Origin of the sequence: Kribbella orskensis (assembly GCF_004342085.1) — a bacterium.
Classification (GTDB): Bacteria; Actinomycetota; Actinomycetes; order Propionibacteriales; family Kribbellaceae; genus Kribbella; species Kribbella orskensis.
This window is the reverse complement of the sequence record NZ_SLWM01000006.1, coordinates 432,079-453,493: the sequence shown is the minus strand read 5'-3', so window position 1 is coordinate 453,493 and position 21,415 is coordinate 432,079. Positions and strand designations below refer to the sequence as shown.

Annotated in this window: 22 protein-coding genes and 1 tRNA gene; 12 read left to right on the top strand and 11 right to left on the bottom strand. The window is 66.9% G+C overall.

Annotation, left to right across the window (positions count from 1 at the left end; translation table 11 throughout):
- The first annotated feature begins 1 nt into the window (after window position 1).
- Window positions 2–892 carry an aldo/keto reductase gene (locus EV644_RS20035; RefSeq protein WP_305000080.1) on the top strand — a complete coding sequence of 297 codons (891 nt, stop codon included), beginning with the start codon at window positions 2–4 and terminating at the stop codon, window positions 890–892.
- Window positions 893–919: 27 nt separating this feature from the next.
- Here the strand turns inward: EV644_RS20035 and EV644_RS20030 are convergent, their stop codons facing one another.
- Window positions 920–1,798, bottom strand: coding sequence for an LLM class flavin-dependent oxidoreductase (locus EV644_RS20030; RefSeq protein WP_132189803.1), 879 nt, complete (start codon window positions 1,796–1,798; stop codon window positions 920–922).
- A 92-nt stretch (window positions 1,799–1,890) separates the two neighbouring features.
- Between EV644_RS20030 and EV644_RS20025 the strand changes: the two genes are divergently transcribed.
- Both EV644_RS20025 and EV644_RS20020 read left to right on the top strand, forming a co-directional pair.
- Window positions 1,891–2,325: a MarR family winged helix-turn-helix transcriptional regulator gene (locus tag EV644_RS20025; RefSeq protein ID WP_241998395.1), complete on the top strand. Its 435-nt coding sequence runs from the start codon at window positions 1,891–1,893 to the stop codon at window positions 2,323–2,325.
- Window positions 2,322–2,639, top strand: coding sequence for a nucleoside triphosphate pyrophosphohydrolase (locus EV644_RS20020; protein ID WP_132189802.1), 318 nt, complete (start codon window positions 2,322–2,324; stop codon window positions 2,637–2,639). The genes EV644_RS20025 and EV644_RS20020 overlap by 4 nt, the downstream gene beginning before the upstream one ends.
- Window positions 2,640–2,713: 74 nt before the next feature.
- On the opposite strand, the gene EV644_RS20015 is transcribed toward EV644_RS20020, so the two are convergent.
- Both EV644_RS20015 and EV644_RS20010 read right to left on the bottom strand, forming a co-directional pair.
- Entirely contained in the window at window positions 2,714–3,874 is a 1,161-nt protein-coding gene (locus EV644_RS20015) for a hypothetical protein (protein ID WP_132189801.1), read from the bottom strand.
- A gap of 320 nt (window positions 3,875–4,194) precedes the next feature.
- Window positions 4,195–5,511: a prealbumin-like fold domain-containing protein gene (locus EV644_RS20010; RefSeq protein WP_132189800.1), complete on the bottom strand. Its 1,317-nt coding sequence runs from the start codon at window positions 5,509–5,511 to the stop codon at window positions 4,195–4,197.
- 1,055 nt (window positions 5,512–6,566) lie between these two features.
- Between EV644_RS20010 and EV644_RS20005 the strand changes: the two genes are divergently transcribed.
- The 3 genes from EV644_RS20005 to EV644_RS19995 all read left to right on the top strand — a co-directional run bounded on the left by EV644_RS20005 (window position 6,567) and on the right by EV644_RS19995 (window position 9,353).
- Entirely contained in the window at window positions 6,567–6,824 is a 258-nt protein-coding gene (locus EV644_RS20005; protein WP_132189799.1) for a hypothetical protein, read from the top strand.
- Between the two features lie 559 nt (window positions 6,825–7,383).
- Window positions 7,384–8,331: a hypothetical protein gene (locus tag EV644_RS20000; protein WP_132189798.1), complete on the top strand. Its 948-nt coding sequence runs from the start codon at window positions 7,384–7,386 to the stop codon at window positions 8,329–8,331.
- 338 nt (window positions 8,332–8,669) lie between these two features.
- Window positions 8,670–9,353, top strand: a complete 684-nt coding sequence (locus EV644_RS19995; RefSeq protein ID WP_132189797.1) for a hypothetical protein — start codon at window positions 8,670–8,672, stop codon at window positions 9,351–9,353.
- Window positions 9,354–9,501: 148 nt separating this feature from the next.
- Here EV644_RS19995 and EV644_RS19990 read toward each other — a convergent pair whose 3' ends face one another.
- From EV644_RS19990 to EV644_RS19975, 3 genes are all read right to left on the bottom strand, one after another.
- Entirely contained in the window at window positions 9,502–9,924 is a 423-nt protein-coding gene (locus EV644_RS19990; protein ID WP_132189796.1) for a DUF6941 family protein, read from the bottom strand.
- A complete protein-coding gene (locus tag EV644_RS19985) occupies window positions 9,924–10,118 on the bottom strand; it encodes a hypothetical protein (RefSeq protein WP_132189795.1) in 195 nt (64 codons plus the stop codon). The genes EV644_RS19990 and EV644_RS19985 overlap by 1 nt, the downstream gene beginning before the upstream one ends.
- 618 nt (window positions 10,119–10,736) lie before the next feature.
- Window positions 10,737–10,819: transfer RNA gene (locus EV644_RS19975), tRNA-Tyr, on the bottom strand.
- 82 nt (window positions 10,820–10,901) lie between these two features.
- Between EV644_RS19975 and EV644_RS19970 the strand changes: the two genes are divergently transcribed.
- Together EV644_RS19970 and EV644_RS19965 are read left to right on the top strand one after the other, a co-directional pair.
- Entirely contained in the window at window positions 10,902–11,393 is a 492-nt protein-coding gene (locus EV644_RS19970; RefSeq protein WP_132189793.1) for a YajQ family cyclic di-GMP-binding protein, read from the top strand.
- Between the two features lie 140 nt (window positions 11,394–11,533).
- Complete coding sequence (locus EV644_RS19965; RefSeq protein ID WP_158292882.1) at window positions 11,534–12,505, top strand: phosphotransferase enzyme family protein; 972 nt, start codon at window positions 11,534–11,536, stop codon at window positions 12,503–12,505.
- Here the strand turns inward: EV644_RS19965 and EV644_RS19960 are convergent.
- Together EV644_RS19960 and EV644_RS19955 are read right to left on the bottom strand one after the other, a co-directional pair.
- The gene (locus tag EV644_RS19960) at window positions 12,491–13,228 is read right to left on the bottom strand and encodes a hypothetical protein (RefSeq protein WP_132189791.1); all 738 of its coding nucleotides are present in this window, start codon (window positions 13,226–13,228) and stop codon (window positions 12,491–12,493) included. The genes EV644_RS19965 and EV644_RS19960 overlap by 15 nt on opposite strands.
- A 10-nt stretch (window positions 13,229–13,238) precedes the next feature.
- The gene (locus EV644_RS19955; RefSeq protein ID WP_132189790.1) at window positions 13,239–14,036 is read right to left on the bottom strand and encodes an AraC family transcriptional regulator; all 798 of its coding nucleotides are present in this window, start codon (window positions 14,034–14,036) and stop codon (window positions 13,239–13,241) included.
- Between the two features lie 111 nt (window positions 14,037–14,147).
- Between EV644_RS19955 and EV644_RS19950 the strand changes: the two genes are divergently transcribed.
- Entirely contained in the window at window positions 14,148–15,011 is an 864-nt protein-coding gene (locus EV644_RS19950; RefSeq protein WP_132189789.1) for a phytanoyl-CoA dioxygenase family protein, read from the top strand.
- On the top strand, window positions 15,008–15,307 hold the full coding sequence (locus EV644_RS19945) for a hypothetical protein (protein ID WP_132189788.1): 300 nt from the start codon (window positions 15,008–15,010) through the stop codon (window positions 15,305–15,307). The genes EV644_RS19950 and EV644_RS19945 overlap by 4 nt, the downstream gene beginning before the upstream one ends.
- A gap of 4 nt (window positions 15,308–15,311) precedes the next feature.
- On the opposite strand, the gene EV644_RS19940 is transcribed toward EV644_RS19945, so the two are convergent.
- Complete coding sequence (locus EV644_RS19940; RefSeq protein ID WP_132189787.1) at window positions 15,312–16,847, bottom strand: HD domain-containing phosphohydrolase; 1,536 nt, start codon at window positions 16,845–16,847, stop codon at window positions 15,312–15,314.
- Window positions 16,848–16,959: 112 nt separating this feature from the next.
- Here EV644_RS19940 and EV644_RS19935 point away from each other — a divergent pair, with 112 nt between their 5' ends.
- Window positions 16,960–18,135 carry an MFS transporter gene (locus EV644_RS19935; RefSeq protein WP_158292881.1) on the top strand — a complete coding sequence of 392 codons (1,176 nt, stop codon included), beginning with the start codon at window positions 16,960–16,962 and terminating at the stop codon, window positions 18,133–18,135.
- Here EV644_RS19935 and EV644_RS19930 read toward each other — a convergent pair.
- Together EV644_RS19930 and EV644_RS19925 are read right to left on the bottom strand one after the other, a co-directional pair.
- Window positions 18,124–19,515, bottom strand: coding sequence for a glycoside hydrolase family 32 protein (locus EV644_RS19930; RefSeq protein ID WP_158292880.1), 1,392 nt, complete (start codon window positions 19,513–19,515; stop codon window positions 18,124–18,126). The two genes, EV644_RS19935 and EV644_RS19930, sit on opposite strands and share 12 nt — an antisense overlap.
- A 27-nt stretch (window positions 19,516–19,542) precedes the next feature.
- On the bottom strand, window positions 19,543–20,562 hold the full coding sequence (locus EV644_RS19925; protein WP_132189784.1) for a lactonase family protein: 1,020 nt from the start codon (window positions 20,560–20,562) through the stop codon (window positions 19,543–19,545).
- Window positions 20,563–20,609: 47 nt separating this feature from the next.
- Between EV644_RS19925 and EV644_RS19920 the strand changes: the two genes are divergently transcribed.
- Window positions 20,610–21,344: an arylamine N-acetyltransferase family protein gene (locus EV644_RS19920; RefSeq protein WP_132189783.1), complete on the top strand. Its 735-nt coding sequence runs from the start codon at window positions 20,610–20,612 to the stop codon at window positions 21,342–21,344.
- Window positions 21,345–21,415 lie beyond the last annotated feature (71 nt).

Here is a 21,415-nt window from a genome sequence, read left to right as displayed (position 1 = left end):
AGTGCCCTCTGACATCACCGCGGCAGCCGCGGGTACCTGGAAGCTAGGCGACCTCACCGTCAACCGGATGGGCTTCGGCGCCATGCGCATCACGGCGAACCCGGACCGCTCCGTCGCCATCCGCGTACTGCGCCGCGCGGTCGAGCTGGGCGTGAACCACCTCGACACCGCCGCGTTCTACGCCACGCCCGGCGGGACGCCCGGGATCAGCGACGAGGGGCCGACGCGGTACGCGAACGAGCTGATCCGGGAGGCGCTCGCGCCGTACCCGGAGGACCTGGTGATCACCACCAAGGTCGGGCCCGGGGTCAACCCGGAGCGCGGGTTCTACAACGCGACCACGGCTGCCGAGCTGCGGACCCAGGTCGAGGAGAACCTCCGTCAGCTGGGCCGCGACCACCTCGACGTGGTGAACCTGCGGGTCATGGACGGCTCCGGCTCTATCGCGGAACGCTTCGGCTGGCTCGCCGAACTCCGCGACGCCGGCCTGATCCGCCACCTCGGGATCTCCAACGTCCGCCCCGACCACCTCGACGAGGCCGAGCCGATCGCCCCGTTGGTCTGCGTCCAGAACAGCTACTCCCTGGACACCCACCGTTCCGACGACACCTTCCTCCGCACCTGCGCGGACCGCGGAATCGCCTACGTCCCCTTCTTCGCAATAGCCGGCGCCTCGGGCGGACGCGGCGCCATGCCCGCCTCCTCGGCCGCAGTACAGGCGCTCGCCGCAGCCCACAACGCCACCACCCAGCAGATCCGCCTGGCCTGGACCCTCCACCAATCCCCCAACGTCCTGGCCATCCCCGGCACCGGCAACCCCGCCCACTTGGACGAGAACATCGCCGCCGGCGCCCTAACCCTCACTCCTGAAGAGCTCGCAACCCTCACCTGAACCCGACGCGAGACCCCATGGCTGCAGTTACGAAGTCGCGGCTCGTACTGCGGGGGCGATCTCCTGGGCCCAGAGGTCGAGGGTGTGCTCGAGCGGCTCGGTGCCGCGGGCGAACAGCGTGAACCCGGCGGCGCCGTACTGGAGGACGGCGGTGGTCAGCTCCTCGATCCACTGCGCCGGTGATCCGCCGATCCAGCGGCCGTCGGCGTCGCGGACCCGGCTGCGCGGCTGGGACGTGATGACGCCGGGCAGGTTGAAGATCGTCGCGACGTCCGACGGTTTGCGGCCGACGCTCAGCGCGGCCTCGTCGATGATGCGGCGGCCGTCTCTGTAGACTTCGCTGATCCAGTCGGCGGCATGGCCGGGAATCCAGCCGTCTGCCTGGCGGCCGGTCGCGGCGAGAGACTTCGGGCCGTTCGAGCCTGTCCAGATCAATGGGGCCGGGACGGCCGCGGGGACGATGCCTCGAACCGTGTCGTTGGTGACGGCCGGACCCCCGCCTGACAGTTCGTGGATGAGCACCATCGCCTCCTCGAACTTCTCGACCGCCTCGGCGGGGCGGATTCTAGGCACCCCCATCGTGGTGATGCGGTCCCAGGCACCACCCGCACCCAGGCCGAGGACGAATCTGCCGCCGGAGAGCGCGGTCAGCGAGGTCGCAGTACGGGCGAGCATCGGCGCGGGTCTGAGCGGGAGATTGGTCACGTTCACAAGCGCGGAGATCCGCTCGGTGCGGCCGAGGACATAGCTGATCAGGGCGTAGCCGTCGAGGTGGTCCGCCAGGTACGGATGGTCCGAGACCGAGAAGACGTCGAGCCCGGCCCGGTCCGCCTTCACGGCGAGGTCGAGGATCTCCGCGACGTCGCGGACGCCGTTGGGTGAGCCGTAGCCGAAACGCACGTTCATCGTCTGCCTCCCATTTACTTCGTAGACCTAAATACTAGCTCTACTAAGTATCAGGAGACCAAACTTTCCGCCCTTCGGACTACAGTGGGGTGGTGGCCACCAAGACAGCGAGCGACACGGAGCTGGTCGGCTCCCTGGTCAGCCTGATGCACGTCCTCCAGGACCTGTACGCCGAGACGAGCCGCCCGCTCGGGCTGACTCCCCAGCAGGCGCACCTGCTCTGCGTACTCCTCGGCGGCCCGCTCGGCATGACCGATCTCAGCCGCATACTCAGCATCGAACGTTCCAGCCTGACCAGCATGGTCGACCGCCTGGAACGTCGCTCACTGGTCGCCCGCACGGCTCACCCGACCGACCGCCGCGCCTGCCAGATCGCCCTCACCACCGAGGGCCTGGCCCTCGCCCACGAAGCCCACAACGCCTTCACCACCCGCATCGACGCCCTGACCTCCGACCTGTCCGCGTCAACCCGCACCACCCTGGTCACCGCCCTCACCGGCATCACCGCCAATGGAGGAAAGAGTTGACGGCTGACGGGAAACTGGTGCGGGATCTGATCCCCGACATCATTCGAGCCAAGGGTGAGGAGCCGATCACCTACCGGGCAGACGCCGCCGAGTACCGCCGGCGACTGCGGGACAAGCTCGCCGAGGAAGTCGACGAGTTCCTGAAAGCCGACGACGAGCATGCCCCGGAGGAACTGGCCGACGTACTGGAGGTCGTCTACGCCTTGGCCGCCGAGCTCGGGATCAGCAAAGCCCAACTGGAGAAGGTCCGCGAGGACAAAGCAGCGGCCCGCGGGGGTTTCGCCGAGCGGATCGTGTGGTCCGGCGTCCGCTGACTCACGCCTTCGAAGCGCGCCGCCACCGCCACCGCTAGGCCAGGAGCGTCGCCAACGCTCCTGGCCGGCTGCAGCTAGAACCTGGCTGCGAGGTGGAGGCGGAGGATCGTGTCGTAGTCGACGATCTCGAAGGAGTTGGCCTGGGCCGCGCCCTCGAACTCGGTGGGGTCGACGGTTTCCTGGCTCCCGATCACCAGGAGCTTGCGCGGGTCGGTGACCTCGATGCCGTACTTCGCCTGGGCGAATGCGCGGTTCTCGGGGCTCTGGAAGTACTGCTCGTACTGCGTGAGCTTGGCCGACCCGTCACGCACGGGTGCGCCGTACGAGCGGTGCCGCTTCTTGCCGCCCTTGGTCCCGGTCTCGAGCAGCGGCAACTTCAGGTCGCCGATGATGTGGCTGCCGTCCGCACGTTCGAGGATGAAGTCCGGGGTCAGCGCAGTCTCGTCACCGGGTGTGCCGTCGCGCCACTCGAGGTACGGCTCACGGATCAGCTTCGTCGCGTCGAACGCGGACAACAGGATGTCCTCGTGCTGCTCCAGGAACTCACCGGCAGTCGCGTCGGGGAGACCGTGCATCAGGTACGTGCTCGCGAACGCGTCGCTCTTGAGGCGCTGCTCCACCTCGCCGCGCGGCACGCTGAAGGTGCCGACCGGATCGAGATGGTTGGACGCGGACTCCAGTCGCTGCAGGTAGTCCCGGTACTTGTCCGCCGGCTCCGACCGATGAATCGCGATCGCCAGGAACGTCCAGTGGAGGCGGACCGAGGAGTCGGCCGTCGAGGCGAGCAGGACACGCTCGAAGGTCGAGTAGTTCCCCGGGGCGAACTGGAGGAGCTTGGTGCCGCTACCCACCACCTCGGCGCCGATCAGGCTCTCGGCACCCGCGAACCTGGCCGCGAGAGCGCTGCGCGCAGCCTCAGTGGCGATCGTCGCGTCCTTGAAGATCCTCTCGTCCTGCAGGACCACAACCGCATCGGATGCGGAGGATGCGCCCCCGAAGTACTGGTCGATGCTGTCGGCCTTCTGCCGCTTCACCTCGAGGGAGCGGTACTCGCGGCTCACCCCGACCAGCTCCAGGATGTTCCAGTCCGGAGTCTCGGTCAGCACCATCAGCCGCGGATAGACCAGCGGCCCGGGCAGCTCGCGTGAGTGGCTGGTGGGCAGATGCTCACTCACACTCCGCAGATGATCCCCCCAGAACTGACTGTTCACCTTGACGAACTCGGTGGGTTTCATCGCCCGCTCTCTCCTAGCTCACTCAGCCAACTCGACGTACAGACCAACCCCCAGTCTCCTCGCCCGTATTCCCCACCGACGAAGCAGCCCCCGACCCACGTTTCCGCAGGTCGGGGGCTGTGCGCTCAGCTACTTCGGGATGCCGTCGCGAATCGAGAGCCACTGACTCCAAGCAGAGCACCGGATTGCCGCCGCGCATGCCTTCGCCGTTCAAGAACAGCTGAACCATGCCCCCTACTGTGAGGGAGCCCGGAGCGCTCACGCACCCCGGGCTCCTTGGGCTCCACCCGTCTGGAGGGACGTCCGGGCAGAGCTTCCTGCTACGGGTCGATCACGATCGTGCAGGTGTAGGTACCCGGCTGGAGGTTGGTCGCCGAGGCCGACCCGTCACCGTTCGCACCGGTGCTGCCGCTAGCCACGGTCCCACCGCCAGGTCCGGTGCAGACGATCGTCGACGCGGTACCGCCATCGATCTGCGAGTTGACCGAGACAGACAGGTCGGTCAACGGAGTGTTGCTGAAGCTGACGGACTCACCCAGGTACGGATCGCCGGCGCAACTCGCCACGTTGTCGACCAGAACCGTCTTCGTGAGAGGCCCGTCGGCCACGTAACCTGCCGGCAGTGTCTCGGTCACCGAGTAGCTGCCGAACTGCAGGTTGTCGAAGCACGTCTGACCGTTGGCGTCGGTGGTCTGGGTAACCCCGTTCACGGTGAACGCGACACCTGCATGCGGATGCGGTCCAGGCCCGTCAGCCGCGTGCTTCCTCGTCTTGGTGACCTTGATCGCGCCGCAGGTCGCGAGGTTGAGCGGCGTAGGTGCGATGAAGTCCTTCAGCGCCGCGGTGAACGAGTCGGACGACCGGCTCTTCAGGTACGCGCTACCGAACGAGACGCAGGGGTCTGTGCCGCCGCCGAGCGCCGAGAAGTCGACCGACGCTTCACCGAAGGTCCGCGCCGAAATGGGGCCGAGACCGTCGGACTCCGCCGCCGGGATCGGCGAGGTGTTGATCGAGCCCGTCGCGTCACCCGCACCCGACAGGTTGACCTTGTCGCTCCAGCACGGCAGCGAGTTCGATGCCTCGCACGCTGAGGTCGGGCCGGTGGTGAGCCACCGGGACAGGAACAGCACCGGGTTGGTACCGCCCTGTGACAGGTCGTACTGGATCAGGACGTCGCCCGCGGTCCGGACCGGGGTGACTCCGTTGGAACTGGTAACGAGGGACTTGTTGAACTCGAAGTCCATGTTGGTGGTTCCGGACGGCTCCTGCACGCGGTGCCAGAACAGGTGCAGGAAGTCGGTGGTGGCTGTGTCCTCCAGGTAGACACCGAAGGTGAGCAGGTCGCTCTTGTTCGGCGGGATGCTGCCGTCGACCACAGTCGGTACAGCCGTGTCTTCCTTGGTGCCCTGGCCGAACGAATCGTCCGCGGCACCGGTGAACGGGTCTGCCTTTCGGGTCTCGGCGACGTTCGCCCAGTCGAGCGATCCTGCGTCGTCCACCCTCAGGTTCGCGTCGGTGTCGATCTCGAAGTTGCTGCCCGGCAGACTGACCTCGGGATGCGAGGCCAGCGCTGGAGACGCGATCAGGGCGCTTGCTACCAGCAACAGCCCCGCGGCCCCGATCAACGGCCGCCGCATCTTACGTGATGTGCCGGCATGCGAGCCGGCCCCCAACGAAGACGTCATTGTCTCCCCCTAGGAGATCAAAATCTCGGCCCGTGTCTCGGGCCGGGCGGTCTCCTCACGGCGAGGCGCGCGCGTAGTCCCTCCCTACGCAGCCGGTGTTCCCCCATGCCCCCAGGCGAGGTCGCACACCAGGCCCCCCAGCCGGCCGCGTCGCCAGAATTCCGTTCTTGACGTTACGCCCACGTGAGTCGCCGTACAACGGTTTCATCACGGCAACTACCACGGCTCGGCCGACCACGCGGCGTGGTGTGTCGATCGTGTGTGCGGATGCCCAACGGCGAGTCGAGCCGGCTGTGAGGGACGAGCACCTGAGCGACATCGCCTGACGTGGACAAGCCCTGGACAAGGATGCCCGTAGATCCCGTTGCCAGCCGAACACAGTCGGACACGTGAAACCGCCCCTGACCCGCGCTTCCGCAGGTCAGGGGCGGTTTTCGTCCCGGTGGCAGGTGCAGGGTTCGAACCTGCGTAGGCATAAGCCGACAGATTTACAGAATCCGCGTTGGTTGGCCCTGACCAGGAAACAGGCCCACAGGGGCGACGACTTAGACACGTCCTCGACGAGCGACCTTCTCCGCGCCCTGGACTACCAGTCTCCGGATCGGATGCGGTCGTCCATAAGGATCGCCCACGTATAGGACGATCCTTGACGCGCTGGTATCGCCCCAGGGCCAACCGCCGGCATCGCCTCCAGCGCTCTTGCAAAGTTGGTCTTGGAGAGGTGACGCACGGTCCGACTGGGACGCAGGTAGTTGCCGGGCACGTCGTACGTGAACGCGAGGCCGGGTCGCAGCGATCGGTGCACGCTGCCAGCCAGGTTTGCGGGGCCGCGAATGATCGCCGCGCCGCTTGGCGCGCGCCGGCGCCTCCGGGTGTTCATCGTCCTGGTCTCCTGCCGTGTGCATATGATCGCGCGTTGACGGTTCCGTTACTACTCGTCGCTACTCGCTACATGTTCCGTGGCGAACTGGCTGACCTGAGTCATAGAACGATCGGGAGGGAGTGCAGTGGGTGACAAGCGCAAGCCAGCGCCGCATTTGCTGGTCAAGGAGACGCACGAGCCAGCTGTTCCACAGGACTGGCCCGAGGGCCATGTTGGCGTAGCGCTGACCGATGACGAGGTAGGCGAGTGCATCGAGATTACGATCCACGGCGTCAAGCACTACCTGCACTCGACGACCGCGCGCGAGCTAAGCAACCGACTGGTTGCCCGGATCGACGAGTGGAACGCGATTGCTCGCGCGGCGGGTGTACCTGAGGTCTAGTGTCGCGCAAACGAGGTGTTTGACCGGCTATGCAGTGCGCGCATGACTTCTGGCTCTCGCGCAGTAACGGCGCGAGTTGATCCAGCGATGTAGCGGGCGCAAGGTGGCTGGAGTCGCTCACTGTCCGGACAACACCGGCGTTGGAATCCGCGCTAGTCGAGCTTCTCAGCCGAACCGACGCCACCACCGCCGCTCAGTGACTCCGCTTGGCCGGCACGACGGAGCCAACCTGTCGGTGCCCTATGAGACCGTCTGGAGTCGCGGGCGCGAGGTCACACGTTCGGGCGGTGCACCCCGCGCCGTCTTTGAATCCATCGCAAAGCACAACAAGACCGGCTGGCTCACCGAGCAGGCAGAAGAGGCAGCAGTGCAGTGAACTGGGTACCCGTCGCCGACAGACTGGTCTGGGCGCACGTCATGCGCCCTCCCATCCCGCTCGTCTACCTCGACATCAACCACTTCATCTACCTCGCCAGGGCAAACGTTGCGACCGACACCTCGCCCAAGGGCTACGCAGAACTCCTGACGGCTGCAACCGCCGCAGTCCGGGAGAAGCGCGGTGTTTCCGCTCTCCGGGGAGCACCTCTTGGAGCTCACCGCCATCAAGGACCCCAAGCAGCGCGAGCACATCGCCGAAGTCATGGAGGCTCTCAGTGGGTTCGGCTACCTCATCGGCCGACCTGAGATTGCCCGACTCGAGATCGAAGCCGGGATCGAAGACATCCTCAGCGAGAACCCACAGCGACTGCCGTTGCCCCTGATCGGGCGCGGATTCGGCTGGGCCTTCGGGATGGTCGGCGGTATGAAGATCGTCGACGCAGACGGCGACGACGCCTCCATCAGCGCCCGCCGCGAGATGGGCGTAGACAAGTACGAAGCGTTCATGCGGTTCGCGAACTACACCATCGAGAGAGCGATGCTGGATGGTCCGCCCGACACGGAACTCCCGGCTCTCCGCGAGAATGGGTACAATCCAGAATCGTCCAGAAACGGGCAAGTGAGCCGCCTCGCCTTCGAGCTCGACTTGTCGGCGTACCTCGCCGACGATCCGAAGTGGCGGCGCGGGAGGCTTCGAGACATCGTCTCGGCGCGCGAAATCTCCCACGAGTGGCTCGACGCAATCAACGATGTCAAAGGACAACGCGTCCGGGCCGGTCGTCCGCTGTTTGACCCTCCCGACGACGACATGCGCCGGTTCATGGCCGCGATGCCGCACACGCAGGTAGCGATCAGCATGAAGACGCACTACCACCGCGACCCTGCGCACCGCTGGACGACCAACGACATCGTCGATATCGATGCCATGGCGGTGGCGTACGCCTACTGTGACGCCGTCTTCACCGACAAAGCCGCCCGGTCCGCGCTCGCGAACTCCAAGGAACTCCGTGTCTTCGGTACTTTCCTGCCACGCACAGCGAACGAACTCACTGACTGGCTGAACCAGCAGCCTCGGCTCGCCACCGCAGACCTTCTCGTCCCTCACCCGCTCTGCACGCGCGCCAACTAGACATGAAGCGATCTCAGCTTGCCCTGGTAGGGCCTCATGCGAGCAGATTTACAGGGGGGTGTCTGGAGCGCTCTGGCCAGCGGAGATGCCACCCGGTGGCCACACTTCCGCACCAGTTCCGCAGACGACTGTTGGCCGACACCGCCTCAGCCCTCGCCCGCGCCGCATCAGGCCCACCGGTGGCACGATGAGATCAGGGGACGACCGCGAGGGTCGTGGTGACGTCGACAGCATCGCTTTGTAATTGCATTCCGACCACGCTGCCTGCGCGGGAAGCGACGCTCAGACCAACGCTTAAGCAAGACAAATCCCGATCGCATGGAGCCAGGGAGATGAGAATGATCACGGTGGACGATCCTTGGCCCCCCGCCTTGGATCAGGGATCCATGAGTTCACTCCCTGCGGGTCAAATTGCCAGTCTATACGACAGGTTGCTTGACCGACTCAAGGAGATAAATGATGCAAGTCGTAAGTCGATTTTAGGTCTGCTCCTCGTCACGACTGCGGTGGAACTCCTGAACCGCGCGGCGATCTCGAACGTCGCAATCGGAGGTTTCGAGGTCAGTGACCTGTCGGTCGTCCGCAAGATATTGCCGATGGTAGCCGCGTACTTCATCTACGACCTCGTTGTCCACGGATTCCGGTTCTACTACACCCGCGCCGTGGTCAGCGAGATAGATCGCATCTATAGCAGCCAACTCAGCGCACATAGACTCACTCGAATCAGTTATCCTATCGCGCCATCCTTATTCGGCCCTCTTGCTTGGTATCAATCTAAAAGCTCCATGTTCCCCATTGTGGCGGCTTTCAACGTTGTCCTTCGGGCGGGAACGGTATTGACACCCCTCCTTTTAGAGTTGTGGTGGTATACGAAACTGTTCAACACTTTCGGATTAGACGACGTTCTGCTCTGGGTCAGCAGTAGCCTCTCGGCGGCCTTCATTGCCTTCGCGGCCGTATTGGTCGTTGAAGGCGTCAAACGAGGAGTTCTTAGACGTGAGAACTTCTTTCAGGGAAGATGAGGTACGACCGTTACCCGGCACTTCACAGTTGAGGGTGTAGCACCGCCGCCCGTTTCACCCTCAACTGTGAAGAGCCCGAATAGGAACGCCCAGGCTGTCCTTGAGCACAGGCAGCCGGGGCGTTGCTATTCGCATCGATTCAGAAGAGTCAGCGCTGGATGACTTGAAAGGCCGTGGTGAACAGCTGCCCGGCAAAGTCTAGTCGCCATTCATAACGTCCAATGGGGAGCGGCATCGACTGCACATTCACCGCAATCGACGCATCCAGCATGCTGCCAGGCGCGACACCTGGAGGCCGGCCGACCTCAATTTCGCCTTCGCTCGTAACGTACTGAGGATTATCCGGGGTTCCTAGGTTCACTGGGTGCCCATCGGAGTCGAGCAACTGCAGGTGCATAGGAAGTTTTTGATTGCTCCGGTCCCAGGGAATCTTTATCAGGATCGCGACGGCTTGGGGGGCAGTCGGTGTGCCAGTCATCGACCAGCCAGCGCCAAGCATATGGATCTTGCCGCTCGGGTCGCTCACAGCCGCGTCGCACAGCAACAGCTGTACCTCGACAGGGGATGCCATCAGGCTGAGGCGTGCACCGGTGCGTTGGCCATGGAGTCGGGCACCACAACTACGTCCGACGAAGGAACCGCCACAAAGAGGTTAAAACCCCTCTGTGGTGCGGTGACACCTTTGGTTCCCCGCTCGAAGGCGGCCTTCACGTTCTCTACTGGCTCGTCGTCCTCGTAGAAGTCGTCTCCCCTGGTGATGTCCATAGCGCCATCATGCCTGGCAGCGCCAAGACTTGCTAGCTATCGAGTGGGTAGGCGCTGCCAAGGTTCCAAGCGTCACCAAACGGATCGTCCGCCGGGTACAGGACGACCAACACACGCTGGTCTCCAAGATAGATCTCAAGGATCGCTCTCCTGCCACGCTCGGGATCATCGTCCCAGACGTACCTGAGGCCTGCCTGACCCACCAGGTGGTCATATAGCGCTTGGACGCTCAGCTTATGCCGCCCTTCGACCTTCAGTGCAGTGCGCTCACTCACGTACAACTTGGCGATCCAAAGACTGTCCAACCTGTGTCCCAACGCCCCACCGCTGTCCCTGTCGGCGGCGGCCAAAGCGGTCTCGCCTCCAACTGGGGCACGGCCCTATGTCTCCCGCCTGGCCCGACCTCGGGGCGTCGAACGCCCAACGCGGTGTCCCCTTAGTGTCCGGCATCACAGACTGACGTCAAGAGGCTACGAGCACGATCCGTGCTGGCCGCGAACTTCGACAAGCATTCGACAAGGGCACCCGTAGATCACCGACGACGGCCGGATACAGCCGGACACATGAGATCAGCCCCTGACCCACGTTCTCGCAGGTCAGGGGCTGTTTCAGGCCCTGTGGCAGGTGCAGGGTTCGAACCTGCGTAGGCATAAGCCGACAGATTTACAGTCTGCTCCCTTTGGCCGCTCGGGCAACCTGCCAGGGTGATGCTGCTCCGAGGAGCGGCGTGAGAGACGATACAACAGACAGTGCCCCTGACAGCAAATCGGAAAGGAACTGCCCATGGCTTCGGAGTCCTCCTTCGACATTGTGAACAAGGTCGATCACCAGGAGGTGGACAACGCCGTCAACCAGGCGGCGAAGGAGATCAGCCAGCGGTTCGACTTCAAGAACGTGGACGCGGGCGTCAAGTGGTCCGGTGATTCGATCGACATGCAGGCGAACACCGAGGAGCGGGTCAACGCCGTCCTCGACGTGCTCAAGGACAAGCTGGTCAAGCGGCAGATCTCGCTCAAGGGCCTGGAGGCCGACGAGCCGAAGCTGTCCGGCAAGATCTACAAGATCAACGCCACGATCAGCGCCGGCATCACCCAGGAGAACGCCAAGAAGCTCTCCAAGCTGATCCGCGACGAGGGCCCGAAGGGCGTCAAGGCGCAGATCCAGGGTGACGAGCTCCGGGTGTCCAGCAAGAGCCGGGACGACCTGCAGGCGGTCCAGGCGCTCATCAAGGGAGAGGACCTCGACTTCGCGGTCCAGTTCGTCAACTACCGCTGACCCGCCCGTACTGCGCACCGCCCGTACTGCGAACGCGGCCAGGGCAACCTCCGCCCAGGAAGCCCCGGCCCCGCGCGGCTCTCAGGCGTCCGCGGTTAACTCGGTCGCCGGGTGACGCGGAAGGCGGCATCCTGGGGCGGGTGACGGACTTCGTGCGCTGGGTGGCCGACGACTTCGGCGTGGAGCTGGCCGACCTGAAGCCGGTAGACCACGGGGCGGATGTGGCTGCTGAGGTGTGGCAGGCCTCGACGCCCACAGGCGAGCAGTACGCAGTGAAGTGGAGCGGCGGCGGCACTGACGTGGCGCCGAAGGTCACGGCGTTCCTGGCGGATTCCGGAGTGCAGGGGATCCCCGGACCGGTGAGAACCCGCACCGGTGAGCTCTGGAGTGTCCGGGACGGCAAGCGCCTCTCCCTGGCCCCTTGGATCACCGGAGACCGTGCAGCCGACACAGGCCTCACCACGGACCAGTGGACCTCGTACGGCGCTCTGCTGGCTGAGGTGCACGCCATCGAGCCACCGGCGGTCCTGGCAGCCGCAATGTCCCGGCTGAACCCCATCAACGCCCGTATGCCGGCTCTCACGAAGTCCCTGGGAGAGAGGTTCAGCGCCGGAGTACCGCAGGACGCCCTGGAGGCCGAAGTCGCCGCGACCTGGCTGGAGCACCAGCAGACCATCGCGCGGGTCGTCGAGCTGACCCAGGAGTTCGCACGCCGGGATCTGGGCGGTACTCCGGTCATCTGCCACGCCGACCCGCACCTGGGCAATGTCCTGGTCGCTCCCGAGCAACTGCACCTGATCGACTGGGACGACGTAGTGCTCGCGCCGGTCGAGCAGGACCTGCTGTTCATGCTCGGCGGAATGCGCTCCCTCGGCCCGACCACTCAGGCCGAGGAGGACGCGTTCTTCAAGGGCTACGGCCCGGTCACGCTCGATCACACCCGCCTGACCTACTACCGCGCCGCCCGAGCCCTGGAAGACATCGCCCTCTGGGCCCAGCAGGCCGTGACCGGTCCCGACCGCGAAACCTGCCTCCACATCCTCCGGGGAAACCTCGGCCCGGACAGCCTCACCGCCCGGGCTCTCGGGCAAGCTGATTCAGGCGTGACGTAGCCAGATGTTGGGCTCGCGGTAGATGCCCTGGTCGGCCTCGCGGTCGATCTCCAGCGTCGTCAGCCCGTCGGGGATCACATAGGTACCGCTGGCCGGCAGTGCGAGCCCGGTCCACTTCTCCCACTCCTCGACCGTGCCGATCATCGTCTGGGACACCGGAGCCGGCGCCAGCAACCGAGCGCCGAGGCGAACGTGCGTCCGCAGCCAAGGATCCAGCGGCAGCCCGTCAGCTCGGGTCCAAGTCATGAACTCGGCGATATCGGTCAGCGGATACCGCGCCTTCAACGTCGGCCGCACCGGAGCGATCATCCGCCTCAGTCCGGCCAGAGCCGCCTGTTCCTTCACCGCCGTGATCACCCGGCCGGCATGCCCCTTGCCCTGCTCGTCGTTACGCACCGCCGCGGCCATCAGCACGAACGTGTCCGCCACCACACCGGCCTCCCGAGACTCGACAGCCCGCCCCAGCGCATCCGTGAACCCACCGGGCAGGTCCGACACCGTCTCGTCCCAGGCGATCGGCACACCCCAGCACCCGCCGATCAACCTCCGGTCCTCGACCGAGACCAGGTAGAACTCCCAGTCGAGGAAGTACGACCGCCGCCGCTCCCGATAAACCTTCACCCCGGGATCGTGGAAGATGAACTCCGGCCACTCCTCCACGAACCGCTTGCCGGCTTCTTCGTCCAGTTCGGGCGCGGTGGCCACCGGGATCAGCTCATACATGCGGCGAACCCTAGACGGCCCGCCCACCACCGGCCACCGCGTTTCCGGCCCGTACTACGCGGGGTGGTCCGCCGAGCTCCCGGCGGCACGCCTTGTTGAATGCCTGCAGATCGGGGATGCCGACCGAGGCGGCGACCGCCGGGATCGACAAGGTCGACGAGACGAGCAGGTGGCGAGCCCGGGTCATCCGCCGCTGCCGGATGTACGCGACCACCGTCATCCCGGTCTCCGCCCTGACCAACCGCGTCAGGTGGTTGTGCGACACCCCGGCCGCGGCCGCCAGCGAGGGAACCGTCAACGGCCGAGCCAGGTTCGCCTCGATGTACGCGATCGCCGCCGACACTGCCGAGTGTCCGGCAACCGCCCCACCCTCGGTGAGTGGAGCCGAAAGCTGCGCCACCCGCCACAGCGCCGCCCACACCTCGGAGACCACCCGAGCCGAGCCGCTGGGCGACGCCCCGATTGCCGAGCGAAGCATGTCGGACAGCGCCGGCGCCGCAGTACCGGCGTCCTGCACGACCGGGACGTACGACGGCTCCCCGACCGGGCGCGGCCTGAAGTGGACGTACAGGTGCTCCGACCGCCCCCGGTAGTCGAACTGCACCTGTACTCCGGCCGGCGTCAGGCTGACCGATCCCGGCGCGACCGGGTACGTCGTGCCGCTCACGGTCAGGTCGGCCGAGTACCCGTAGAGGTGGAACTGCCACAGGTCGGGCAGCCGGAAGATGTCCCGCGGCCCGCGCACCCCGTGCACCCCGACCCCGACGTTCACGACCTCCGGCGGCTCGGCCAGGTGCAGCGGAATCATGGTGAGAAATTACCACCAGTGGTGAACTCAACCCACGCGAAACAAGAGCATCGAAACCTAACCTGGACGAGTAGTGACCACCAAGGCCCAGTCGCCCCGAAAGGGAGAGACATGACCCAACCGCATCGCAAGAACCTCCTCACCTCGGTCCAGATGGCCGGTTTCGTCGCCACCGGTTCGTTCCGGATGGACGCCGTCGTCCCCGACGAGATGAACCAGCAGGCGCTCGACGTTCTGAAGGCCGGCATCCCCGGCGTCCCGTACGGCACCCCGCTGTCCGAGGCGTTCCAGGACAGCGAGTTCGTCCAGCGGCTGGTGCAACTGCCCGAGGTCGCCGGCGCCATCCACAGCCTGGTCGGCCCCGAGCCGACCGTCGACCACCACGCGGTCCACATCCGCAAGGCGCACGAGGGCGAGGCGCAGAACCTGCACGGCGACGCGATCATCGACGTCCGCGAGGACGCCTTCGACGTCCAGCTGATGTACTACCCGCAGGAGGTGACGCTCGAGATGGGCGGCACCCTCAGCGTGCCCGGCAGCCACCTGCGCCGGACGAACGAGTCCGACACCGGCCGGTACCAGAATCTGCTCGGCCAGACCCGGCTCACCTGCCCGGCCGGCACCGTGGTGCTGCTGCACCACGGCATCTGGCACGGCGGCCGCAAGAACGACAGCGCCGTCGACCGCTACATGTTCAAGATCCGGTTCAACCCGACCGTCCGCCAGGTCCGGCTGTGGAACACCGACGACCTGTACGACGAGCAGGTGGCCAGGGAGCTCGGCCAGTACTTCCCCTGGTACGAGAACGCCACCGGCCGGCTGGAGATCTACAACCGGGTCAAGCTGTGGCAGGCCATCACCGGCGACGACACCTACGACCCGGACTACTGGGTGACCCGGGTGTCGAACCGCCCGCGCCGCGTGGTCGCGCAGCGCAGCCTCAACCCGCACGCCGCGAAGAAGGAGATGGCATGACCACCGCTGCCGTTCAGCAGACCGTCCGCCAGCAGGTCCTGGTGCTCTACCTGGCCTCGTCCGCGCTGGACTCCCGGACGGTCGGCTGGTCGACGTACGACGGGACCGGCGAGACCTCACCGACCACCGGCGACTCCGACGTCCCGCCGTACGCGAACGGGCTGGAGGCGCTCAAGGACGGCTGGCGGCTCTTCCAGGCCGCCCAGCTGCTCCCGCCGCAGCCGGGTCACGAGTACGACGTGTCGTTCCTCAAGCACGAGTTCTTCTTCGAGAAGCTGGTCCCTGTCACGGCGTGACCCGTCACGGCGTGAACAGGCCGTGGCGCATGGCGAACAGTGCGGCGGCAGCCCGGGTGGAGACCCCGATCTTGCCGTAGATGTGCTGCACGTGGTGCTCCGCGGTACGGGGTGAGATCACCAACTCGCGGGCGATCTCGGCGTTGGACCGGCCCCGGGCGAGCAACCGCAGTACTTCGACCTCGCGCTCGCTGAGGCCGGCAGGACGACTCGACAGGCGGCCGGGCACTCGTTGCCCGGCCGCTTCGAGTACTGCCCGCGCACAGTCGCCGTCGAGGCGCCCGGCAGCCACCTCGGCCCGTACTGCGGCCGCCGCCGCCTCGGGTGGTAGCGCTGCCCGGTGCGGGCGATCCTGGGTCAGCGCCTGGAACACGTCGGCCACAGCAAGCAGGCGGGCCGCGGGCGGGAGATCGCTCGACTTGGACTGCCGGGGGTAGCCGCTCCCGTCGAGCCGCTCGTGGTGAAGCCCGGCCAGCGTGGCTACCGGCTCGAGTGCGACGGAGCGAGCCAGGATCCGCTCCGAGTGGTAGGGATGCAGGCGCACCTGCTCCCAGTCGCCCCGGCGCAGCTCACCCGGCCTCTCCCAGACACCGGTGGGCACAGCGATCCGGCCCAGGTCGTGGAAGTACGCCGCCTGTTTCACCAGGGGCCGTTCGTCGTCGTCCAGGAGCCGCTGACCGGCTTGATCCACCAACTCCGCAACCCCGGTCGAGTGCCCGAACAGATACGGCGACTTGAGGTCCACGAAGTACGCGAACGCGCGAGCGATGTCGTCCACCCGGTCGGCCGGGATCGTCCAGCACGGTCGCGGCTCCGCGGCGAGGGCTTCCTCCCAGACGTCGATGGTCTCCAGATCCGCCGCGAGGTCCGGCTTGAAGGCCGCGACAACGTGCGGGTCGAGCCAGCCTCCTTGCCTCCTGCGCAGCATCTTCTCGGCGAGTTCCGACCCACCGAGACCGGTGAAGATCACCGCCTGGGTAGCGACCTCGGCGATCCGGGTCGCGCTGGCGATCGCCTCGCCCGCCAGACGTCTCGGCGCACCGGTGCCGTCCCAGCGTTCCAGGTTCTGGTAGAGCGCGTCGGCGACTGCCGAGCCGAGGTGGAGTCGCTCCGCGAGCATGCTCCCGACCTCGCAGATCGCTAGCAGCAACTGCGCCTCGCTGGACTTCCCGGCCGACAGCGTGCGAGCGACGTACTGGAGCCGGCGGATGCCGCTGCCCTGGCCTATGTGCGTCAGAAGCGTCAGTGACTCGCGCTTGCTGACCGGGTCGGTCCGTTCCATCAGTGGGCGGAGCCGGGCCACGCTCGGGCCCATCATGCGGGCCTCCTCGTGGGTCGTGGCGGTGCAGCCGAGGTGGCGGAGGAGGGTCGCGTAGTAGACGGTCCGCTGGTCGACCAGCGGCATGCCGAGGTTTTGCGCCAGCCGCATCGCCACCACGCAACTGCGGAGCGACTTCTCCGGTGGCTGCGCCATGGCGAGGTCCAGCGTCACCGAGAGCGCGCAGAGCAGGTCTGCGAGCCGCAGGTCGTCGCGCGCCATCTAGCCCTCTCCCGGCGACCCTGCGAGATGGGCAGAACTGCCGATGCCCCGGCAGGCGCCGTACGGCCATTGTGAGCCTCGAACGCCCGTTTCGGACCGACGGAGGCAGCTCATGTTCCGGACCGCAGTCGCCAGACCCCGACTCGCCACCCCGCAGTTCGCGCTGCTCGGGCTGGCCGCGCTCGCCTACTTCTTCGCGGACGGACTGCTGGTGCCCGCTGTGCCGCTCTACGTGACCGGACCGCTGGCCGGCGGCGACGTCGGGGTGGGGATCGCAGTCGGCGCGTTCAGCCTGTCAGCGCTGGTACTGCGCCCGTGGGCCGGGTGGCTGGCCGACAGGCGCGGCAGGTCGGTTGCGATGATCGGCGGCGGGCTCGTCTTCGCCGCGTCCGTCGCCTGCTACAGCCTCGCGGACAGCCTCGTCCTGCTCGTCGTACTGCGGCTGCTGACCGGCATCGGCGAGGCCTTCTTCTTCGTCGGCGCGGTGACCGCGATGAGCGACCTGGCCCCCGCGGAACGTCGTGGCGAGGCGATCAGCCTGTTCTCCCTCTCCCTGTACGCCGGGCTCGCGGTCGGCCCGCCGATCGGCGAGGCGGTGGTCGCGGCGATCGGCTTCGCCACGGTCTGGGCGATCTCGAGCGGCGCGGCGGCACTGGCCGTAGTACTCGCTCTGAAGGTCGGGGACACCCGCGAGCCGGGTCCGGCCGAGTCCGGAGTACGGCTGCTGCATCCGGCCGCGGTGGTGCCCGCCTTGCTGCTCCTGGCGTTGGTGTGGGGCATGGCCGGGTTCCTGGCGTTTGTGCCGCTCTATGCGCTGGATCTGGGGTTGCCCGGGGCAGGTTTCTTGATGTTCGTGTTCGCGGCGATCGTGATCCTGATCCGCAGTGTTGGCGCGCGAATCCCGGACCGGCTGGGCGCGGAGCGGAGTGTTCGGCTGGCACTGTCATGTGCGGTGGCCGGGCTGACGATCATCGGGGGCTGGCGGGCTGTGCCGGGGTTGGCACTCGGGACGGTCGTGCTCGGTGTCGGTGTCGCGCTCGGGACGCCCGCGATCATGATGCTGGCGCTGCAGGACGTGCCGGCCGCCGAACGAGGTGCGGTGATGGGCACGGTCAGCATGAGCATCGACCTGGCACTCGGTCTCGGCCCGGCGACCTTCGGACTCGTTGCCGCCGGCCTCGACCGCGGTACCGGATTCCTGGCCGCGGCCCTGGTCGCCGGATCAGGCCTCGCCCTGGCCACCCGAGGCTTGCCGAGAGCGAGACCTGCCGCGGCACTAGGCCGGTAGGCCGTCGTCCCAGATCGACCCGAGCTGGTGCAAGGTCAGCGACTTCAGCATCAATGGTCCGTCGGTGACCAACTGGAGTCCGTGACCAGCACCCTCGAAGTCGACGTTGAGGCACTCGTAGAACGCACCGTCCGTGGCGAAGATGTCGAGCTGACCTCGGTCGACGAGCAGCCTCAGCGACAGGGTTCCGTCCGGCGCGACCGGCAGGTCGTAACCGTCCAGCTGAGCTGACCCAAGGTCGTAGCGGACGGACCGCGCGTCGGTGGCGGTCCCGAGCCGGAAGCTGAACGCCGTGGCCTGCGAGGCGCTGAGGTCGAAGGTGGCCTCGAGCTCGTAGGTATCAGCGGCCTCGGCCGAGAGCAGGTCCCGGGCGGTGTCCGGCGACAGCTCGACCGGGCCCCACTTCGTTGTCGAGCTGCGCAGGAGGCGGATCTCGTCGATCGGTTCGCTGAAGAGCCGTGGGCCGTCGGGTGTGCTCACCAGCCGCTGTTGCACCGGGAAACTGGCGTTGCCGGTCCAGATCGAGCCGCGGTTGCCGCCCTGCCAGGCCAAGGTGACGACCCGGTCATCCGGCAGGTTCTCGAACGACTGGGCGGCGTAGTAGTCGCTCCCCGCGCCGCCGGTGTTCCGGGTGATGGTGCACGGCTCTGACCAGGACGTCCGGAACTCCCGGCCGTCGAAGTCGCCAACGAGGTACGAGCCGCGCGCGTCCCGCAGTACGTAGGTGACGTCGCCGTCCAGCGCCATCGGGGTGAAGTCCGGGCACTCGAACAGCCAGCCGGCGGCGAACCTGCTCACCCGCTCCCAGTCGCGCAGATCGGCGGACACGAAGAAGTCCACACCGTTGCCGCCGGCATCGGACCAGACCACCATCACCCAGCGCCCGCTCTGCTCGTGCCAGCAGACCTTCGGGTCCCGGCTCTCGGTCCCGCTCGGCTGCGCCACGACGCGGCCATCGTCGTACGCCGTGAAGGTGCTGCCGCCGTCGAGGCTGTAGAGCATCCGCACGCCCTGGGTGCCGGAGAAGACCACGATGGGGTCGTGCGAGCCGTCCTTGAGCCCGGACGTGTCGCGGGTGTCGACCACTCCCCCGCCGGACCACAGATCGCCGGGGTGGATCCTCGGATCGAGCGCGATCGGCTGCTGCCGCCAGTGGATGAGGTCGGGGCTGGTCGCGTGCCCCCAGTGCATCGTGTCCCAGGCCAGGCCGTACGGGTTGTGCTGGTAGTAGAGGTGGTACGTGCCGCGGTAGTACAACAACCCGTTGGGATCGTTCATCCACCCGCTCCGGGAGCTGAAGTGGAACTGGCCGCGGTTGGCCTCCTGGTAGTCGGTGTCGACGTAGGGGAAGTACTCCCCGGCGACGGGACTTGCTGTCACGACCGCCCAGTCTGGCTGCGTCATGGGTTACGCGGGCAGGATGCAGACCGGCTTGGGCCAGCTCAGCGGCGTCCCCGTTGCGGTGAGGGCGCCGCTGCTCTGGTCGACGGTGAAGACCGCGATCGCGTCGGATTGCTCGTTCGCGGCGTACAGCTGGGTCCCATCCTTGCTGAAGGCAAGGTGTCGCGGCCAGGTCCCACCGGAACCGATCGTCTGGATCAGCTCGGCCCCCAGCCCCTCGGCACCGGTCCGGAACACGGCGATCGTGTTGTCACCGCGGTTCGAGCCGTAGACGAACCGGCCGTCCGTGGAGACCAGCACCTCGGCCGGGAAGTTCTCCCCGGTCGCGTCCTCGGGCCGCGTCGACACGGTCTGCACGACCGCGAGCGTGCCGTCGCTGTAGCTGCACACGGCCAGCGTCGAGTCCAGCTCGTTGATCAGGTACGCCGCACCGCCGCCCGGGTGGAAGACGAGGTGCCGTGGTCCGGCGCCGGGGTGGATGGTGAGGCGGTCCACCTCCTCCAGCCGGCCCTTGTCGCTCAGGATCGACACATAGACGGAGTCCGAGCCGAGATCCACGTCGAAGGTGAAGGCGCCGGCCGGGTCGAACGTAACCTGGTGCGAGTGCGGGCCTTCCTGGCGCTCGGCGTTCGGGCCGCTGCCCTCGCGCTGCAGGATCTGACTGGGATCGCCGAGTGAGCCGTTCGCCCCGATCGGGTGGATCGCGACCGAGCCGGAGGTGTAGTTCGCCGACAGCAGGAACCGGCCGGACGGGTCGATCTCGAGGTGGCAGGGGTGCGCACCGCCGGTCGGCCGGTGGTTGAGGAACTCCAGCGAGCCGTTCTCGTCGATCGCGAAGGCGCTGACGCGACCGGCCTCCAGCTCGTTCGTCGTGTAGAGGAACCGGCCGTCTGCCGACCGGGTCAGGAACGACGGATCTGGGATCGCCGCAATGATCCGCAACTCGTCGGGGGTGCCGAAGCCGATGCCTTCGCCGCCCCCTTCCTGACTGGTGTAGCTGCCGACGTAGATCCGCTCCGAGGTCATGCCCCTACCCTGCCAGGTCGGCCCCGGCGCGGCCTACCCTCCTCCCCATGGATACCGCCGCCTTCCTCCGCCGCATCGGTCTGACCAGGCACGACGGGCCGAGTGTCGAGGCGCTCTTCGAACTGCACGCGGCCTTTGCCGACACCGTGCCGTACGAGTCGGTGCAGTACCAGCTCGGCAAGGGCGGACCGCTGGAGCCCTCGGCGGTCGCGGAACGGATCCTCGCGCGGGAGGCCGGCGGGTACTGCTTCCAGCTGAACGGGGTGTTCGCGCAGTTCCTCACCGAGCTCGGCTACCAGGTGACGATGCATCGCGGCGGCGTGCAGACGATGACGCGGCCGGCCCGGGTGGATGCCAGCCACCTGGTGCTGACCGTCCACGGCCTGGACGACGATCCGCAGAAGGCCTGGCTGGTCGACGTCGGCCTGGGCGACGGCCTGTTCACTCCGATGCCCCTCGAAGCAGGAACGGCCAGACAAGATCCGTTCGAGCTGCGGCTGCGGCCGTCGGAGATCGTCGACGGGTGGCGGCTGGACCACGATCCGCGGAGCACGCTGGCCGGGATGGACTTCGAGTCGGCGCCCGCGACGCTCGCGGCCTTCGAGGGCCAGCACGCCTACCTCTCGGTGGCGCCCGACTCGCCGTTCCTCCGGTTGTGCGCGGCCTACCGGCGCAAGGCCGGCAGCGTGGTGATCCTCCGGTCGCTCAGCCTGATCGAGACATTCGACGACCGGATCGACTCGACCCTGCTCGAAACCCCGGCCGACTTCTCACCGCTCTGAACGACATCTTCGGCCTGCCCTGCGGCCACCTGTCCCCCGCCGAGCGCGACCAGGTCTTCGCCCGCGCCCTC

Excerpts from the sequence above, each read along its gene's own strand:
- EV644_RS19940 (WP_132189787.1), bottom strand. The coding sequence starts at position 16,847 with ATGGCGCGCGACGACCTGCGGCTCGCAGACCTGCTCTGCGCGCTCTCG.
- EV644_RS20010 (WP_132189800.1), bottom strand. The coding sequence starts at position 5,511 with ATGCGGCGGCCGTTGATCGGGGCCGCGGGGCTGTTGCTGGTAGCAAGC.
- EV644_RS19970 (WP_132189793.1), top strand. The coding sequence starts at position 10,902 with ATGGCTTCGGAGTCCTCCTTCGACATTGTGAACAAGGTCGATCACCAG.
- EV644_RS19955 (WP_132189790.1), bottom strand. The coding sequence starts at position 14,036 with ATGATTCCGCTGCACCTGGCCGAGCCGCCGGAGGTCGTGAACGTCGGG.
- EV644_RS19925 (WP_132189784.1), bottom strand. The coding sequence starts at position 20,562 with ATGACCTCGGAGCGGATCTACGTCGGCAGCTACACCAGTCAGGAAGGG.
- EV644_RS19990 (WP_132189796.1), bottom strand. The coding sequence starts at position 9,924 with ATGGCATCCCCTGTCGAGGTACAGCTGTTGCTGTGCGACGCGGCTGTG.
- EV644_RS19995 (WP_132189797.1), top strand. The coding sequence starts at position 8,670 with ATGATCACGGTGGACGATCCTTGGCCCCCCGCCTTGGATCAGGGATCC.
- EV644_RS19985 (WP_132189795.1), bottom strand. The coding sequence starts at position 10,118 with ATGGACATCACCAGGGGAGACGACTTCTACGAGGACGACGAGCCAGTA.
- EV644_RS19950 (WP_132189789.1), top strand. The coding sequence starts at position 14,148 with ATGACCCAACCGCATCGCAAGAACCTCCTCACCTCGGTCCAGATGGCC.
- EV644_RS20015 (WP_132189801.1), bottom strand. The coding sequence starts at position 3,874 with ATGAAACCCACCGAGTTCGTCAAGGTGAACAGTCAGTTCTGGGGGGAT.
- EV644_RS19945 (WP_132189788.1), top strand. The coding sequence starts at position 15,008 with ATGACCACCGCTGCCGTTCAGCAGACCGTCCGCCAGCAGGTCCTGGTG.
- EV644_RS19920 (WP_132189783.1), top strand. The coding sequence starts at position 20,610 with ATGGATACCGCCGCCTTCCTCCGCCGCATCGGTCTGACCAGGCACGAC.
- EV644_RS20030 (WP_132189803.1), bottom strand. The coding sequence starts at position 1,798 with ATGAACGTGCGTTTCGGCTACGGCTCACCCAACGGCGTCCGCGACGTC.
- EV644_RS19935 (WP_158292881.1), top strand. The coding sequence starts at position 16,960 with ATGTTCCGGACCGCAGTCGCCAGACCCCGACTCGCCACCCCGCAGTTC.
- EV644_RS19960 (WP_132189791.1), bottom strand. The coding sequence starts at position 13,228 with ATGTATGAGCTGATCCCGGTGGCCACCGCGCCCGAACTGGACGAAGAA.